This is a genomic window from Pseudomonas sp. St316 (assembly GCF_018325905.1).
Classification (GTDB): domain Bacteria; phylum Pseudomonadota; class Gammaproteobacteria; order Pseudomonadales; family Pseudomonadaceae; genus Aquipseudomonas.
This window is the reverse complement of sequence record NZ_AP021901.1, coordinates 616,163-633,019: the sequence shown is the minus strand read 5'-3', so window position 1 is coordinate 633,019 and position 16,857 is coordinate 616,163. Positions and strand designations below refer to the sequence as shown.

General features: G+C 62.9%; 18 protein-coding genes. 16 read left to right on the top strand and 2 right to left on the bottom strand.

Translation table 11 applies throughout. From position 1 onward, the window contains the following. The first annotated feature begins 124 nt into the window (after positions 1 to 124). The 15 genes from KI237_RS02765 to KI237_RS02695 are packed head-to-tail and all read left to right on the top strand — an operon-like array spanning position 125 to position 14,356. A complete protein-coding gene (locus KI237_RS02765) occupies positions 125 to 859 on the top strand; it encodes a glycosyltransferase family 2 protein (RefSeq protein WP_212798704.1) in 735 nt (244 codons plus the stop codon). Then, complete coding sequence (locus tag KI237_RS02760) at positions 856 to 1,800, top strand: lysophospholipid acyltransferase family protein (RefSeq protein ID WP_212798703.1); 945 nt, start codon at positions 856 to 858, stop codon at positions 1,798 to 1,800. Before KI237_RS02765 ends, KI237_RS02760 begins: the two co-directional genes overlap by 4 nt. Further along, positions 1,781 to 3,325, top strand: a complete 1,545-nt coding sequence (locus tag KI237_RS02755) for an HAL/PAL/TAL family ammonia-lyase (protein ID WP_212798702.1) — start codon at positions 1,781 to 1,783, stop codon at positions 3,323 to 3,325. The genes KI237_RS02760 and KI237_RS02755 overlap by 20 nt, the downstream gene beginning before the upstream one ends. Beyond that, a complete protein-coding gene (locus tag KI237_RS02750; RefSeq protein WP_212798701.1) occupies positions 3,318 to 3,743 on the top strand; it encodes an acyl-CoA thioesterase in 426 nt (141 codons plus the stop codon). The genes KI237_RS02755 and KI237_RS02750 overlap by 8 nt, the downstream gene beginning before the upstream one ends. Beyond that, positions 3,740 to 4,333, top strand: coding sequence for an outer membrane lipoprotein carrier protein LolA (locus KI237_RS02745; protein ID WP_212798700.1), 594 nt, complete (start codon positions 3,740 to 3,742; stop codon positions 4,331 to 4,333). Before KI237_RS02750 ends, KI237_RS02745 begins: the two co-directional genes overlap by 4 nt. Beyond that, a complete protein-coding gene (locus tag KI237_RS02740) occupies positions 4,317 to 6,653 on the top strand; it encodes an MMPL family transporter (protein WP_212798699.1) in 2,337 nt (778 codons plus the stop codon). Before KI237_RS02745 ends, KI237_RS02740 begins: the two co-directional genes overlap by 17 nt. Next, complete coding sequence (locus KI237_RS02735) at positions 6,650 to 7,807, top strand: sodium:proton antiporter (RefSeq protein ID WP_212798698.1); 1,158 nt, start codon at positions 6,650 to 6,652, stop codon at positions 7,805 to 7,807. Before KI237_RS02740 ends, KI237_RS02735 begins: the two co-directional genes overlap by 4 nt. Next, complete coding sequence (locus KI237_RS02730; RefSeq protein WP_212798697.1) at positions 7,794 to 9,041, top strand: NAD(P)/FAD-dependent oxidoreductase; 1,248 nt, start codon at positions 7,794 to 7,796, stop codon at positions 9,039 to 9,041. Before KI237_RS02735 ends, KI237_RS02730 begins: the two co-directional genes overlap by 14 nt. A 10-nt stretch (positions 9,042 to 9,051) precedes the next feature. Continuing rightward, a complete protein-coding gene (locus tag KI237_RS02725; RefSeq protein ID WP_212798696.1) occupies positions 9,052 to 9,780 on the top strand; it encodes a class I SAM-dependent methyltransferase in 729 nt (242 codons plus the stop codon). Beyond that, positions 9,777 to 10,259, top strand: coding sequence for a DUF3261 domain-containing protein (locus KI237_RS02720; RefSeq protein WP_212798695.1), 483 nt, complete (start codon positions 9,777 to 9,779; stop codon positions 10,257 to 10,259). Before KI237_RS02725 ends, KI237_RS02720 begins: the two co-directional genes overlap by 4 nt. Then, the gene (locus tag KI237_RS02715) at positions 10,256 to 11,452 is read left to right on the top strand and encodes a beta-ketoacyl-[acyl-carrier-protein] synthase family protein (protein ID WP_212798694.1); all 1,197 of its coding nucleotides are present in this window, start codon (positions 10,256 to 10,258) and stop codon (positions 11,450 to 11,452) included. The genes KI237_RS02720 and KI237_RS02715 overlap by 4 nt, the downstream gene beginning before the upstream one ends. Continuing rightward, positions 11,449 to 11,916 (top strand): hotdog family protein, encoded by a 468-nt coding sequence (locus KI237_RS02710; RefSeq protein WP_212798693.1) that lies wholly within the window; start codon positions 11,449 to 11,451, stop codon positions 11,914 to 11,916. The genes KI237_RS02715 and KI237_RS02710 overlap by 4 nt, the downstream gene beginning before the upstream one ends. After that, positions 11,913 to 12,641, top strand: coding sequence for a 3-oxoacyl-ACP reductase FabG (gene fabG / locus KI237_RS02705; RefSeq protein WP_212798692.1), 729 nt, complete (start codon positions 11,913 to 11,915; stop codon positions 12,639 to 12,641). The genes KI237_RS02710 and fabG overlap by 4 nt, the downstream gene beginning before the upstream one ends. Further along, positions 12,641 to 13,867 carry a beta-ketoacyl-ACP synthase gene (locus tag KI237_RS02700; protein WP_212798691.1) on the top strand — a complete coding sequence of 409 codons (1,227 nt, stop codon included), beginning with the start codon at positions 12,641 to 12,643 and terminating at the stop codon, positions 13,865 to 13,867. Before fabG ends, KI237_RS02700 begins: the two co-directional genes overlap by 1 nt. Positions 13,868 to 13,909: 42 nt before the next feature. Further along, a complete protein-coding gene (locus tag KI237_RS02695) occupies positions 13,910 to 14,356 on the top strand; it encodes an excinuclease (RefSeq protein WP_025211438.1) in 447 nt (148 codons plus the stop codon). 182 nt (positions 14,357 to 14,538) lie between these two features. On the opposite strand, the gene KI237_RS02690 is transcribed toward KI237_RS02695, so the two are convergent. Both KI237_RS02690 and KI237_RS02685 read right to left on the bottom strand, forming a co-directional pair. Then, positions 14,539 to 14,814, bottom strand: a complete 276-nt coding sequence (locus tag KI237_RS02690; RefSeq protein ID WP_212798690.1) for a PAAR domain-containing protein — start codon at positions 14,812 to 14,814, stop codon at positions 14,539 to 14,541. Then, positions 14,811 to 15,362, bottom strand: coding sequence for a hypothetical protein (locus KI237_RS02685; protein ID WP_249410688.1), 552 nt, complete (start codon positions 15,360 to 15,362; stop codon positions 14,811 to 14,813). The genes KI237_RS02690 and KI237_RS02685 overlap by 4 nt, the downstream gene beginning before the upstream one ends. A 272-nt stretch (positions 15,363 to 15,634) precedes the next feature. Here KI237_RS02685 and KI237_RS02680 point away from each other — a divergent pair, with 272 nt between their 5' ends. After that, on the top strand, positions 15,635 to 16,735 hold the full coding sequence (locus tag KI237_RS02680; protein ID WP_249410687.1) for an alpha/beta fold hydrolase: 1,101 nt from the start codon (positions 15,635 to 15,637) through the stop codon (positions 16,733 to 16,735). The last annotated feature ends 122 nt before the right edge of the window (positions 16,736 to 16,857 follow it).

The window sequence follows — 16,857 nt, the reverse complement described above, 5'->3', positions numbered from 1 at the left end:
CTGTGGCGAGGGAGCTTGCTCCCGCTCGAGTGCGAAGCACTCGCTCTTGAAAAACCAGGGTCTGCTTCGCAGCCCAGCGGGAGCAAGCTCCCTCGCCACAATGGATTTGTGGAGGGCAGCAATCATGCATAACCCCTGCGCCGTCATCCCGGTCTACAACCACGAAACCGCCCTCCCGGCCGTGGTCCAGGCGTTGCTCGCCAACGGCCTGCCCTGCGTACTGGTGGATGACGCCAGCAGCCCGGCGTGTGCCGCCGTGCTGGAACGGTTGGCCGAAGGCGAGCGGGTTCATCTGGTCAGGCTGGCCGTCAACCAGGGCAAGGGCGGCGCAGTGATGACCGGCCTGCGCGAAGCCGCGCGCCTGGGGTTCAGCCACGCCTTGCAGGTGGACGCCGACGGCCAGCACGACCTCAGCGACGTAAAGACCTTCATCGAGCAATCCCGTGCCCATCCGGATGCGGTGATCTGCGGTTACCCGCGCTACGACGCCAGCGTGCCGAAAGGTCGTCTGTACGCACGCTACCTGACCCACGTCATGGTCTGGATCAACAGCCTGTCCCTGCAAATCCGCGACTCCATGTGCGGCTTTCGGGTCTACCCGCTGCCGCCAACCCTGGCACTGATCGACTCGGCCAACATCGGCAAACGCATGGATTTCGATTCGGACATCCTCGTGCGCCTGGCCTGGCGCAATCAACCGATGCACTGGCTGCACACCCGGGTCCATTACCCCCAGGATGGGGTCTCGCACTTTCGCCTGTTCCACGACAACGTGCTGATCTCCAGCATGCACACCCGGTTGTTCTTCGGCATGCTGGTGCGCGCGCCGTTGATTCTCTGGCGACGGTGGCGGACATGAGCCTTCAGGCAGACAAGCAACATTGGGCCGACCGCCAGGAGCGCGGCAGTTTCTGGCTGATGAAACTCACCGCAGTCGCCGCCAAGGTGCTGGGCCGGCGCTTACTGACCCCGGTGCTGTACGGCATCGTCCTGTACTTCTTCATTTTCGGCCGCAGCGCGCGCCGGGCGGCCTGGCAGTACCAGCAGCGCCTGGCCGACTGGAGCGCACGTCCCGAGCTGCGCCCGACCCGCTGGCGGGTGTTCGGACAGTTCATGGCCTTTGCCGACTCCCTGCTGGACAAACTCGATGTCTGGAACGGCAAGCTGAGCATCGACCAGATCGAAATCGTCGACACGGCACAGCTGCGCAACCACCTGCGCGATAGCCGCGGGCAGATGCTGGTGGGCGCGCACCTGGGCAACCTGGAGATGTGCCGTGCCCTGGCCGAGCTGGGCGAGAAAGTCACCATGAATGTGCTGGTGCACACCAAGCACGCCGAGCAGTTCAACCGCTTGCTCGGTGAAGCGGGCGCCACACACCTGCGGCTGATCCAGGTCAGCGAGCTGGACCCGGTGATCATGTTGCAGTTGAGCGAACGCCTGGAGCGCGGCGAGTGGCTGGCGATTGCCGGCGATCGCGTGCCGCTGCACGGCGGGCGCAGCGTGACCGTGGATTTCATGGGCCACCCGGCGGCATTTCCCCAGGGCCCCTGGCTGTTGGCCGGCCTGCTCAAATGCCCGGTCAACCTGCTGATGTGCCTCAAGCACGAGGGGCGCTATCGCGTCACCCTCGAACCCTTCGCCGATGCCGTGGCGTGGAAGCGCAACGAGCGCGAGCAAGTGATCGCACACTGGGCCGGCCGCTACGCCGAGCGCCTGGCGCAGTACTGCCTCCAGGGCCCCCAACAGTGGTTCAACTTTTACCCTTTCTGGAAGACCGATGACGATGCCCACTCTTGAGCCGGTAACCTTCGGCGAACGCCCCTTACGCATTGAAGATGTGTTGGCCCTGGCCAACCGCCAGGCACCGACGCAATTGCAGGACGACCCGGCGTTCCGCCAACGCATTGCCAAGGGTGCGCAATTCCTCGATTCCCTGCTGGACAAGGAAGGCGTGATCTACGGCGTGACCACCGGCTACGGCGACTCCTGCGTGGTGGCCGTGCCGTTGCACCACGTCGAAGCCCTGCCGCGTCACCTGTACACGTTCCACGGCTGCGGCCTGGGCAAGCTGCTCGACGCCCAGGCCACCCGCGCGGTGCTGGCGGCGCGCTTGCAGTCGCTGTGCCACGGCGTGTCCGGGGTGCGGGTCGAATTGCTGGAGCGGCTCCAGGCCTTCCTCGAATACGACATCCTGCCGCTGATCCCGCAAGAGGGTTCGGTCGGCGCCAGCGGCGACCTCACGCCGCTGTCTTATGTGGCCGCCACGCTGTCCGGCGAACGAGAAGTGATGTTCCGTGGCGAGCGGCGGTTGGCCGCTGATGTGCACCGCGAACTGGGCTGGACCCCATTGGTGCTGCGGCCCAAGGAAGCCCTGGCACTGATGAACGGCACTGCCGTGATGACCGGCCTGGCCTGCCTGGCCTTCGCCCGCGCCGACTACCTGCTGCAACTGGCCACCCGCATCACCGCGCTGAACGTCGTCGCCCTGCAAGGCAACCCGGAACACTTCGACGAACGCCTGTTCGCCGCCAAGCCACACCCGGGGCAGATGCAAGTCGCCGCGTGGCTGCGCAAGGACCTGGCGATCGACGCCCCCACCGCGCCCCTGCATCGCCTGCAAGACCGCTACTCCCTGCGCTGCGCGCCCCATGTGCTTGGGGTATTGGCCGACAGCCTGAACTGGCTGCGCGCGTTCATCGAAACCGAACTCAACAGCGCCAACGACAATCCGATCATCGACGCCGAAGCCGAGCGCGTGCTGCACGGCGGGCATTTCTACGGTGGGCATATCGCCTTCGCCATGGACAGCCTGAAGAACCTGGTGGCCAACGTCGCCGACTTGCTGGATCGCCAGCTCGCACTGCTGGTGGACGAGCGCTACAACCACGGCCTGCCAAGCAACCTGTCCGGCGCCAGCGCCGAACGGGCGATGCTCAACCATGGCTTCAAGGCCGTGCAGATCGGCACCAGTGCCTGGACCGCCGAAGCCCTGAAAAACACCATGCCGGCCAGCGTGTTCTCGCGTTCCACCGAGTGCCACAACCAGGACAAGGTGAGCATGGGTACCATCGCCGCCCGGGATGCGATCCGCGTACTGGAGCTGACCGAACAAGTCGCCGCCGCCACCTTGCTGGCCGCCAACCAGGGCGTGTGGCTGCGCAGCCGTGCCAAAGACGCCCGCCCACTGCCGCCGGCCCTGGCCGCCATGCACGAGCAACTGGCCGAGGATTTCCCCCCGGTGATCGAAGACCGCGCCCTGGAAGGCGAATTGCGCCTGTGCCTGCAACGTATCGCCGACCAACACTGGAGGCTGCATGCGTAACCAAGGTGTTTTGCACGTCGACACGCAGATCGTGGTGCCATTTTTCGATGTCGATTCGATGAACGTGGTCTGGCACGGCCACTACGTCAAATACCTGGAAGTGGCCCGCTGCGCCTTGCTCGACCTGATCGGCCACAATTACAACGACATGCTCGAATCCGGCCACGCATGGCCGATCATCGACCTGCAACTGCGCTACGTGCGCAGCGCCGTGTTCGGCCAGGCCCTGACCGTGCGAGCCAGCCTGGTGGAGTGGGAAAACCGACTGAAGATCAATTACCTGATCAGCGACGCAGTAACCGGCGAACGCCTGACCCGTGCCAGCTCCGTACAGGTAGCCGTGGACATGAGCAACCGTGAAATGCTGCTGGCCTCGCCCCGGGTCTTTGTCGAAGCCGTGGAAAGGAAACTGCCATGAAGCGCCTGTCAGTCTGGCTATTGCTGTGCTGCCTGGCACCCCTGGCCCAGGCGTTCGACTTGCAACAGTTGAGCGACCAACTGGCCCGCCCGCAAGTGATTCACGGACAGTTCATCCAGGAAAAACACCTGCGGGCCCTGCCCCAGCCCCTCACCAGCAAGGGGCGCTTCGTGCTGGCGAAAAACCACGGGCTGCTGTGGCTGCTGCAAACCCCGCTGCAACAGGACTACCGCATCACCGCCCAGGGCATCGCCCGGCGGGATGGCAACGCCTGGCAGATGCTGCCCAACAAGAGCGCCGGCGCCGAGCAGAATCGCTTGTTCCTGGCGGTATTGCAGGGCGACAGCAGTGGCCTGCAACGGGATTTCGAACTGAGCCTGTCGGGCGAGCCGCAACAATGGAAGCTCACCCTGACCCCGCGCTCGGTGCTGCTCAAACAGGTTTTCAAGCAGATCAACATCGACGGTGGCGAACTGGTGCAGCGCATCGAATTGCTGGAAACCCAAGGCGACAGTACCGTGCTGCGCATGCAGGACAGCAACAGCGCACAACCCTTGAGCGAAGCGGAGCAACATGATTTTACCGAGTGAACGGATGCTGCCCCGGCTGTTCCTGATCCTGCTGCTGGCAGTGCTCGCGCTCGCCGGTTGGCAATGGCGCAACGGCGCGCCGCTGTCGGCCAATCTCATGGAGCTGGTGCCGGGCACGTCGCCCGATGCCCTGGAACTCATCGCCGAACAACGCATGCAGGAGCCGCTCAATCGCGAGATGCTGGTGCTGGTTGGTCACACCGATCGCCAGCAAGCCATCGCCCTGGCGCAAACCCTCGGCGAGCAATGGCAGGCCAGCGGTCTGTTCGACAAGGTCCAGTGGACGTTGCAGGCCGACTTGCCGGCGCTGCGCGCACAATTGCTCAACGGGCGGCTGGCGATGCTCTCGGCGGCGGACCGGCAGCAATTGATCGAACAGCCCCAGGCGTTCATCCAGCAACGGGTGCAGGCCCTGTTCGACCCGTTCAGCGGCTTCAGCCTGGTGCCGAACCAGGACGACTGGCTGGGCCTGACCGGACGCATCCAGAACAGCCAGCCACAACGCGGCGCGATAAAGTTCGACCTGGGCAGCGGTGCGTTGGTCGCCGATGCCGACGGTAAAAGCTGGGTGATGCTGCGGGCCCGCGCCCAAGGCAACGCCTTCGACATGAACCTGCCGTTGCAAGTGGCCGAACTGCTGCAACGCAGTCGCGACCAGGCGGGCCAGGCCCAAGGTCAACTGCTGGCGGCCAGCGGCCTGCTGTACGCCGCCAGCGGCCAGCAACAAGCGTCGCGAGAAATCACCTGGGTCGGCGGTGGCGCGACGGTCGGCATCTTGCTGCTGCTGTTGCTGGCCTTCCGACGCCTGCGCGTATGGCTGGCGTTCATGCCGGTGCTGGTGGGCATGCTGTTCGGCGCGGTGGCCTGCGTGGCCCTGTTCGGGCGCATGCATGTGATGACCCTGGTACTGGGTTCCAGCCTGATCGGCGTCGCAGTGGACTACCCATTGCACTACCTGTCCAAGAGCTGGAGCCTCAAGCCATGGCGCAGTTGGCCGGCCTTGCGCCTGACCCTGCCGGGGCTGAGCCTGAGCCTGGCGACCACCTGCATCGGCTACCTGGCCTTGGCCTGGACACCGTTCCCGGCCCTGACCCAGATCGCGATCTTTTCCGCCGCCGGGCTGGTGGGCGCCTACTTGACCGCCGTCTGCCTGCTGCCGGCACTGCTCAAGGGTGCCGACTTGCGTCCGGCCCAGTGGCCGCTGCGGTTGTGCGAATGCCTGCTCCAGGCCCGCCAAGCGCTGTTGGCGCGGGTACCCACGCCAGTGCTGCTGGTGTTGCTGCTGAGCTTTTGCGCAGGTGGCCTCTGGCACCTGACCACCAAAAACGACATTCGCCAGTGGATCGGCACGCCCCAGCACCTCACCGACGAAGCCCGGGACATCGCGCGCATCACCGGCTTCCAGCCCACCAGCCAGTTCTTCCTGATCCGCGCCGACGATCAGTCCCAACTGCTGGAGCGCCAGACCGCCCTCAACGAGCGGCTGGATCAGTTGATCGGCCTGGAAAAACTCCAGGGCTACCTGTCGCTGAATCAACTGGTCAGCCCGCCCGCCGAACAGCAGAAGGTGCGTGAGGCCCTGGCCCGCTTGCCAGCCTTCTGGCAACCGCTGCTGGACCTGGGTGTGCCGGTCGCCGCGCTGCAAGCGGAGCTGGCGCAACTGCAAGCCTTGCCGGTGCAAGACATCGATGTCGCGTTGACCGGACCCTTGGCCGAGCCCTATCGCACACTCTGGCTCGGGCCGACAGGGCAAGGCGTGGCCGCCATGATCAGCCTCCAAGGCTTGAACAATGCCGCATTGCTGCGGGTGCAGGCGGTGGATTTGCCGGGCGTACAACTGGTGGATCGCCTGGGCGACCTGAACCGGGTCTTCGCCGCCACGCAGGTCAGCGCCGCCGAGTTGAAACTGGCCTCCTGCGTGCTGATTGTGCTGCTGATCTGGCCGTTTGGCGTCGGCGGCGCCTTGCGCATCGTGGCACTGCCGTTGCTGGCCGCGCTGTGCAGCCTGGCGAGCCTCGGTTGGCTGGGGCAGCCACTGACCTTGTTCAGCCTGTTCGGCCTGTTGCTGGTGACGGCCATCGGCGTCGACTACGCGATCCTGATGCGCGAGCAGATCGGCGGTGCCGCCGTGAGCCTGCTGGGCACGTTGCTGGCGGCGGTCACTACCTGGCTGTCGTTCGGCCTGCTGGCGCTGTCCAGCACACCGGCGGTGAGCAACTTCGGTCTGGCGGTGAGCCTGGGGCTGGCCTTCAGCTTCATGTTGGCGCCGTGGGCCGGACATCAAGCCCACGCGGCTGCGGTCGCGGAGCCCGCCCGATGATGATCCTGTTGTTCTGGCTCATGGCCCTGGGGCTGTTCGCAGTCGCCACTCGCCTAGGCGCTCGCTTCGGGTTGATCCCGATTGTCAGCCAATTGTTGCTGGCGACCTTCGGCCTGCCGCTGTTGATGTATTTCTGGATCGAGCCGGGCTGGCAGCTCAGCGGCGCGCAACTGGTGTCACCGGTGTGGCTGAAGAACCTTTACAGCCTCGCGTTCGCGCTGTTGCTGGGGCACATCCTCAGCGACGTGATCGACCTGCGCCTGGACCGCCAGAGCGTGAAAATCGCCCTGCCAAGCTTCGTCGTTCCGTTCGCCTGCGGCCTGGCGACAGCGTGCTGGCTGCTGCCGCCCCAGCCCTGGATCAGCTCCCTGGCGGTGGGACTGCTGTTTGCGCTCACTGCGATCCCGGTGCTGTACCTGTACCTGCGTCACATCGATTACCCACCCGCCGCCACCCGGCGACTGGTACAAACGGCGATCCTGATCGACCTCGCCTGCTGGACCCTGTTCGGCCTGGCCCAGGGCAGCCTCCACCTGGGCAGCCTGCTGTTGCCGTTGGCAGGCACCTGTGTGCCGCTGCTGTTGCGCCTGGTTGGCCTGCGCCAGCCGTTGCTGTACAGCGGTGTGTTTTTTGCCCTGCTGGTGGTGGCCGAGCACTACCGGCTCAATGCGCTGATCGTCGGCATTGGTTATCTGCTGTGCATGGCCGCGCTCAAAGTGCCCTTGAGGCTGGCGCTCAATATCGCCTGGATGCAGGGTTTGCAGACGTACCTGGCGATCCCGCTGATCCTCACGTTCGGCATTGTGCAGATCGACGTCCATAGCGCCATCGGCAGCCTCGACTGGCTGCAATTGACGGCGTTGCTGCTCTTGCCCATTGCCAGCAAACTGCTGGGCAACTGGCTGGGCCTGGGTTGGGCCGAGGCGTCATTCGCCAGCGCCAGTCGCTGGCGCGAGAGTGTCTTGCTGAACATTCGCGGCTTGAGTGAAATCGTCTTCCTCAATCTGCTCTTGCAACAACAGCTCATCAGCCCCGCGTTGTATTTCACGCTGATGCTGATGGGGCTGATCGCCACATTGCTACCGGCCGTGACCGGTTTCCACCGTATTCCCTCGATTGCCGTCCCGGCCAGGAGCTCCAGTGCCAATAGTTGAAATGGAACGTCGACAGGTCGTCATCATCGGCGCAGGCCCTTCCGGCGCCATCGCCGCCGCGCTGCTCAAGCGCAAGGGCCACGATGTGCTGGTCATCGAGCGCCAGCATTTCCCCCGGTTCTCCATCGGTGAGAGCCTGTTGTCCCATTGCCTGGATTTTGTCGAAGAAGCCGGCATGCTCGACGCGGTGAATGCCGCCGGGTTCCAGCGCAAGAACGGCGCCGCGTTTGCCTGGGGCGAGCGCTACAGCGCCTTCGATTTCGGCGATACCTTCAGCAATGGCAAGCCCACGACCTTCCAGGTACAACGCGCCGATTTCGACAAGTTGCTGGCCGACCAGGCCGCGCTGCAAGGCGTGGAGATCCGCTACGGCCAAGCGATTGCCAAGGCCGATTTCAGCCTCGCCAAGCCCCAACTGGGCGTGCAGCGCGAAGACGGCAGCGAGTACGGCATCGAGGCCGACTTCGTGCTCGATGCCAGCGGCTATGGCCGTGTCCTGCCGCGCCTGCTGGATCTTGAAGCCCCGTCGAATTTCCCGGTGCGCCAGGCGGTGTTCACGCACATCGAGGATCGCATCGACGCCCCGGCTTTCGATCGAGAAAAGATTCTGATCACCACCCACCCAAGCAAACGCGACGTGTGGTTCTGGACCATTCCGTTCAGCGGCGGGCGTTGCTCGGTGGGCGTGGTCGCCGCCGCGGAACACTTCGCTGGCCGCACCGACGACCTCGATGCCTGCTTGCGCGGTTTCATCGACGAAACCCCAAGCCTGGCCGGCCTGCTGCGCAACGCGGTGTGGGACACCCCCGCGCGAACCATCGGCGGCTACTCGGCCAACGTCAAGACCCTGCACGGCCCTGGCTTTGCCCTGTTGGGCAACGCTGCGGAATTCCTCGACCCGGTGTTCTCCTCTGGCGTGACCATCGCCATGCGTTCGGCGAGCATGGCCGCCGCCTTACTCCACCGTCAGTTGCAAGGTGAAAGCGTGGACTGGCAAAGCGAGTTTGCCGAACCCCTCAAGCGCGGCGTCGACACCTTCCGCTGCTACGTCGAGGGCTGGTACGCCGGCACCTTCCAGGACGTGATTTTCTACACCGAAGGTTCGGACGACATTCGTCGCATGATCAGCTCGATCCTGGCCGGCTACGCCTGGGATCAGCGCAACCCGTTCGTCAGCGAACCCAAGCGGCGCCTGCGCATGCTCTCGGAAATCTGTGCGAGCCCGGCACCATGAGTCAGCAACCATGAGCTACCTGAGCGACAACTACGTCGAAGAAACCCGTTTCGGCTTCTGGTTCCTGCGCAGCCACACCTGGCAGCACCATGTGTTGCGCGTGGCGATCAACGACCTGCGCAGCCTGTTCAGCACCCCGCTGCCGGCCAACCCGGTGCTGCTGGACGCTGGCTGCGGCCAGGGCAAGTCCTTCCAGTACCTGCGCCAGGTCTTCGCGCCGCAACATCTGATCGGCGTGGACGCCGACCCCCACAGCCTGGACTTGAGTCGGGAGGAAGCCGCGCGCCAGGGCATGGCCGTGGAACTGATCGGCAGCGACTGCGCGACATTGGCAGTACCCGATGCCAGCGTCGACCTGCTGTTCTGCCACCAGACGTTCCATCACCTGGTGGAACAGGAAAAGGCCCTCGCCGAGTTCTACCGCGTACTCAAGCCCGGCGGCTACTTGATGTTCGCCGAATCCACCGAAGCCTACATCGATACCTGGGTGATTCGCTGGCTGTTCCGTCATCCCATGCACGTGCAGAAAAGTGCCGCGCAGTACCTGGAGATGATCCGCGGGCAAGGCTTCCAGTTCGAAGCCCGTAATGTGTCCTACCCCTACCTGTGGTGGAGCCGCGCCAAGGACTTCGGCTTGCTGGAGCGTTTTGGCCTGCGCCGTGCCAAACCGTTTGGCGAGCGAGAGGAAACCCTGGTCAATGTGGTGGCTCGCAAGCCCGTCGAAGGGGCCATCGGATGATTCGTGCCCTGCTTATCGGCTGCCTGTTGCTGCTCGGCGCCTGCGCCAGCCATGCGCCGCTGCCCGAGCGCACGCCAACCCTGGCCTTGCCGATGCAACTGCACATCGAGCGGACCCTGGCCGGCCAACGCCAGGACTGGTTGTTGGTGATCCAGCGCGAAGACGCTGGCATCCGCTGGTCGATGATGGACCCGCTGGGCATTCCCGTGGCCCGCCAGCGCCTGGTCGCCGGCCAGTGGCAAGCCGACGGTCTGCTGCCGCCCAATGCCGAGGCCCGGGAGTTGTTCGCCGCGCTGTTGTTCGCTCTGACCCCTGAAGCCGAACTGCCCGGCAACTACCCGGCCGCCCGGCAACAGGCGTCGCAACGGACCCTCGAGAGTCGCTGGCAGGTGCGCTACACGCAGCCGCTGGATTTTGAAATGAGCCTGACCCAAGGCCCCCGCTACCGCATCACACCGTTGACCGAGAACGCCCCATGACCGCCTATCTGAATGCCCTCGGGGTGATCTGTGCCCTGGGCCGCGACAAGCACGCCGTCGCGCGCAACCTGTTTGCCGGCGACTGCTCGGGCGTGCGTATCCAGGACGGCTGGGTCGCCGAACGTGCGTTGCCGGTTGCCGCGGTGCCGGGTGAACTCGCCCCCATTCCCCCAACCCTGTTGGCGCATCGCAGCCGCAACAATCAACTGCTGCTGGAAGCCGGGCTGCAGATTCGCGCCGAGATCGACCAGGCCATCCAGGCCTACGGTCGCGCCCGCATCGGCATCGTGTTGGGCACCAGCACTTCGGGAATCGATGAGGCCAGCCAGGGCATTGCCCATTACCTGCGCGAGCAACACTTCCCCGACGGCTACGACTACCAGCAACAGGAACTCAGCGCGCCGGCCAACTTTCTTTCCGACTGGCTCGGCCTGAGCGGCCCGTCCTATGTGATTTCCACGGCCTGCACCTCCAGCGCCCGCGCCTTGATGAGTGCCCGGCGCCTGCTGAACCTGGGCCTGTGCGATGCCGTGCTGTGCGGTGGCGTGGACAGCCTGTGCAAACTGACCCTCAACGGTTTTTCCGCACTCGAAGCGGTGTCGAACGAACGCTGCAATCCGTTTTCGGTGAACCGCAGCGGCATCAACATTGGCGAAGCAGCCGTGCTGTTCCTCATGAGCAAGACGCCAGGCGACGGGACACCGATTGCCTTGCTCGGCGACGGCGCCAGTTCCGATGCCCACCATATTTCCGCCCCCGAACCCAGCGGTCGCGGCGCCCGCCAGGCCATGGAAAAAGCCCTGCGCTGCGCTGGCCTCGAGGCCAGCCAGATCGACTACCTGAACCTGCATGGCACCGCCACGCAGCACAACGACGCCATGGAGAGCCAGGCGGTGGCCGGGCTGTTCCCGGCGGGCGTGCCCTGCTCGTCCACCAAACCCATGACCGGCCATACCCTCGGCGCGGCCGGGGCGCTGGAAGCGGCGTTCTGCTGGCTGGCCCTGAGCACGCAAAACAGCGCCCAGGCCCTGCCGCCGCATGTCTGGGACGGCCAGGCCGATCCGGCCCTGCCAGCGCTGGACTGGGTCACCGCCAGCACCCGCCTGAACCCGGCCACCCCACGCCGCCTGATGAGCAATTCATTTGCCTTCGGCGGCAACAACGTCAGCCTGATTATCGGAGACGCCCCATGATTGACTGGCCGCTCGCCGAACTGCTGCCCCATGCCGGCGACATGATCCTCATCGACCGGATCCTGTCGTTCGATGACGAACAGATCCATACCTGCACCACCGTCAAACCTGGCGGTTTGTTCAACCGCGACGACGGCGCGCTGCCGGCCTGGGTCGGCATCGAGCTGATGGCCCAGAGCGTGGCGGCGTTTGCCGGTTGCCATGCACGTCAGCGCGGCGATGCCGTGGAACTGGGCTTTTTACTCGGCACCCGCAAGTTCGAATGTAACGTCGACTGTTTTCCCGTCGGTACCGAACTGACCATCCATGGCGTGCGTTCCCTGGAAGATGACAACGGCATGGGCGTGTTCGAATGCCACATACACGCCCACGGCATCCACGCCACGGCCCGGCTCAACGTATTCCGTCCGCCCCAGGCCGCCCATTACCTTCATGAACCGTCCGCAACAGGAAACCCGTCATGACTGAATCCGTACTGGTCACCGGCTCCAGCCGTGGCATAGGCCGCGCCATCGCCCTGCGCCTGGCCCAGGCCGGGCACGACATCGTGCTGCATTGCCGCAGTGGCCGCGCCGAAGCCGAAGCCGTCCAGGCAGAAATCCAGGCCCTGGGCCGCCAGGCGCGTGTGCTGCAATTCGACGTATCCGACCGCGCCGCCTGCAAAGCCATTCTCGAAGCCGACGTCGAAACCCACGGCGCCTATTACGGCGTGGTGCTCAATGCCGGCTTGACCCGCGACGGTGCTTTCCCAGCCCTGAGCGAAGACGACTGGGATGTGGTGATGCGCACCAACCTCGACGGTTTCTACAACGTGCTGCACCCGGTGATGATGCCGATGATCCGTCGTCGCGCCGCCGGGCGGATCGTCTGCATCACCTCGGTTTCCGGGCTGATCGGCAATCGCGGCCAAGTCAACTACAGCGCCTCGAAGGCCGGTTTGATCGGCGCGGCCAAGGCGTTGGCAATCGAGCTGGGCAAGCGCAAGATCACCGTCAATTGCGTCGCGCCAGGCCTGATCGACACCGCCATGCTCGATGAAAACGTACCCGTGGAAGAACTGATGAAAATGATCCCCGCCCAGCGCATGGGCACCCCGGAAGAAGTGGCGGGTGCGGTGAACTTCCTGATGTCCTTTGAGGCCGGCTACATCACCCGGCAAGTCCTGGCCGTCAACGGAGGCTTGTGCTGATGAAGCGCGTCGTCGTCACCGGCATGGCCGGTATCACCTCCATAGGCAGCGACTGGGAGACCATCGCCGCCAACTTCGCCGCCAACCGCAGCGGCATCCGGCGCATGGATGAGTGGGACCGTTTCACCGAACTGAACACCCGCCTGGCCGGCCCCATCGACGACTTCCAGGTACCGGCCCGCTGGACCCGCAAGCAACTGCGCAGCATGGGCCGGGTTTCGCGCCTGGCGGTCGCGTCGGCGGAACAGGCCCTGGCCGACGCCGGCCTGCTGGGCGACGAGTCGATCAAGGATGGGCGCATGGGCGTGTCCTGCGGTTCGTCCACCGGCAGCACCGACGAGATCAAGGCGTTTGGCAACATGCTGCTCAACAGCGTGGCCGAAGGGCTGAATGCCAACTCCTACGTGCGGATGATGCCCCACACCACGGCGGCCAACATCAGCATCTTCTTCGGGCTGACCGGGCGCCTGATTCCCACCTCCAGCGCCTGCACCAGCGGCAGCCATGGCATCGGCTATGCCTACGAGGCCATCAAGTTCGGGCGCCTGCCATTGATGCTCGCCGGTGGCGCCGAAGAACTGTGCCCGACCGAAGCGATGGTCTTCGACGCGCTCTACGCCACCAGCCTGAAAAACGATGCCCCACAGACCAGCCCGCGCCCCTACGACAAGGACCGCGACGGCTTGGTGATCGGTGAAGGTGCCGGCATGCTCGTGCTTGAAGAACTGGAACACGCCCTGGCCCGTGGCGCGCGGATCCATGCCGAGATCGTCGGCTTTGGCAGCAACGCCGACGGCCAGCACGCCACCCGCCCCGAACTGCTCACCATGCGCCGGGCCATGGAACTGGCCCTGGAAGATGCCGGCCTCGAACCGTCAGCCATCGGCTACGTCAACGGCCACGGCACCGCCACCGAACAGGGCGACATTGCCGAGACCCTGGCCACCAGCAGCCTGTTCGGCGAACACATGCCCATCAGTTCGCAGAAAAGCTTCCTCGGCCACACCCTGGGTGCCTGCGGGGCGCTGGAATCCTGGTTCAGCATCGAGATGATGAACCGCGACCTCTACGTGCACACCTTCAACCTCGATGAGGTTGACCCCCAATGCGGCAAGCTCGACTACCTGCGCAACGAGTTCAGGTCGATGAGCAACGAATACGTGATGAACAACAACTTCGCCTTTGGTGGGGTCAACACCTCGCTGATCTTCCGCCGCTGGCACTGAACCGAATTCAAACTGCTGTTACCCCTCGTCAAGGAGACCATGATGTCGTTGAAGAAAATCGCCGTAACCGCCGCCCTGTTGCTCAGCACCCTGCCAGCCATCAGCCAGGCTCGCGATACCGCGCTGTTCCTACCGTTCGACAAAGTCGTCGCCGAAGCCATCCGCACCGGCAAGATCGACGGCAGCGTGAAGTTCTACCTGGCCGGCAACAAACCGGCCGGCAACGTCACTGTCGTCAGCCCGGGTGCCGTGACCAACAAGAAAACCAACGCGTTCAACAAGTCCGATGAAGTCGCCTGCGAATGGGTGCTGCAATCGGCCCTGATCAGCCTGCACCAAGCGGCCAAGAACGCCGGCGCCAACGCCGTCACCAACATCGTCAGCTTCTACAAGAGCAACGAACGCAAGGACCCGACTACCTACGAATGCCACGCCGGCGCGATCATGGCGGGCGTTGCGTTGAAAGGGGATTTGGCGAAGGTGCAATAAGCCCGGCACGGCTGAGTGCACCGATCCACCGCAATCGCGAGCAAGCTCGCTCCCACAGTGGATCTATGGTGTACGCAATATCTGGGTACGCCACCCAATCCTGTGGGAGCGAGCTTGCTCGCGATTGCGGTGGGTCAGCACCGTTGATGTTGGCTGGAGCTGCCGTCATCACCTGCGCCTCTTCATTTGTAGGTAGCCCAGAATACCGAAGGGATCAGTCGCGCCTTGCAGGGGCAGGTACTCTGGCTATCCAGCGTGCCGGCCAGATGCCTGCCATGGCTGACCATATGCGCAATGCCCCCCCTGATCTGATAGGTTTTTCCATCCTGTCCACACGAGACACGATCACCTTCGCGGGCTTGCAGCAGGCCAAACAGATTGCCCCTGCTATCGCCCTCTAGCACTTTCCCACCACAAGTGGTCTTGTCACCCAAGCCGATGAAGTAGCCCTCGTTCATTGGATGTCCTCCTTCACCCCATTCGAGTGCAAGTAATGAACATCCGCCAGTTTGAGAGCGGGCAAAAAGTCGTCGGCCATCGGCACGCCTTTACGCACGATGATCAGAAAACGTCTCTGAAGCGTATTGATGATCTCGTCGCCATTGCTCAAACGGCTGCCGACCAGGGCGATATTACTGTTGGCCGCCCCGGCGGCGGTTACGATCCGCGCTGTGCTGCCATCGGCGTATACCACCTCGTCGCCTTTCTGCGCGGCTCGTACTTTCAAGCCATTATCCAAGGTGAACGTCAACGACGATGACACTTGCTGGATCGTTGCGCCGTTACGCGTCTGGCTGCCCTCGGTGGCCACTCGGTAAATAGCGATGGGGGGATGAGCTTCGACGAATGCTTTTTGTTGATTAATAAATGTGATGACTTTTTCGTCAACACCATCGAGTTGCTGTTGCACCACGTACAAATCGTCCAAATGACGGAGATACTCACAGGAGACTTCGTTGGTGTATGAGGCGTATAAAGTTGAGTGCATTTCCAAGGCCTTATTCACGGGCTTCAGTCTGCTCCCCTTTCTGCCGGGAAAGAGCACTGAGCCAGATGATTCGGAATGATGAATAAAACGTTGCAACGCTGGTGAATCGCAATCCCAACATCGTGGGCATCTGGAGCGAATAGGAAACATCGCAACTAGAAATGCGACTTTTCCTACAGTCAACAGGAGTCCGATGCAAGTTCCGGCCTACTTTTGCACCTGCCGCTGCTCTGCCGGGTCTCAATCGGAACAATTGCCGCTTGTCGGAACTGTCAACTTCGACAGTATCGATGGCATTCGGAAAGCCACAGGCTTTAAACGCCTTAAGAACACCTTACAAGTTAACGCTCGACAAACAGTTCAGCGCTACTTATGCGCTGCACGGCGTATCTCATGAAATTAATTCGGTTCCCAAAATGGACGAGAAAATGATGGATTCCATAGCCTGGTCGGGCGTCACCGCCTTATCTTCTCGACACCAGGCCACATCGCCTTCTGTGGAACAAAACATTGTTGTAGGGGGTGCATCATTCACACGGGCCTACGTGTACGTGAACGGTATCCGCATGCACTATCTCACAAGCGGTGATGGCGCAAACCCGGTGCTGCTGGTGCATGGGTTCCCGGGAAGCTGGCGCAATTGGGAAGTATTGATGGGGCCATTGGTGCGTGCCGGTTATACGCCTATCGTTCCTGATTATCGCGGTGCTGGAGAAACCGATATTTCAGAAAGCAGCTATGACAAAAAAAGCATGGCGCATGACCTGCACGAACTGGTCATCCACCTGAACATCAAACAGGTTGATATTGTCGGCCATGACATGGGTTTAATGATCGCCTATGCCTACGGAGCACTTTATCCCGATGAAACCAAACGTATCATCCTGATGGACGGATTCATTCCTGGCATCCCAGGGTGGGAAACGGCTTATAACGGAGACCCGCAAGCCCGCCTTGCGAGCAAGTGGCATTTCCGCTTCTTTGGCAAGACGGCTCTCACCATGATCCAAGGTCAGGAACAAACTTACCTGGACATGTTTTTTGACGACTTTGTATTTCCCGGCAACGACACAATGCCGGACGAGGTGCGTGTGGCTTTGGTGAAAGATCATTCCCGGCCTGGACGCATGGAGGCGGCCTTCATGCTTTATTCAGCCTGGATAGAGCATGATGTGAGTGATAATCAAGCATTCGCCAACAATAAACTGACGGTGCCTGTGCTCACCATCGGTGGGGACCATTCGAGAGGAAATACCTTGGCCGAGCAAGTCAAATGTATCACTACGCAACCGTACTCTTTTATATTGCACAACACTGGGCATTGGGTACTGGAAGAAAAAACACAGGCAACCTGCGAGGCGATCCTGGTATTTTTGCGTGATAAAACATGAGCGTTAGCATGACCCGTCAAGGCCCATCGCCAACAGGCTCGCGGCCCCATCGATCATGTATCCACAACTTCGGTACACCGCCTGGCAGCACGCCATGCGGTATCTATATACCGCCCCCTCTT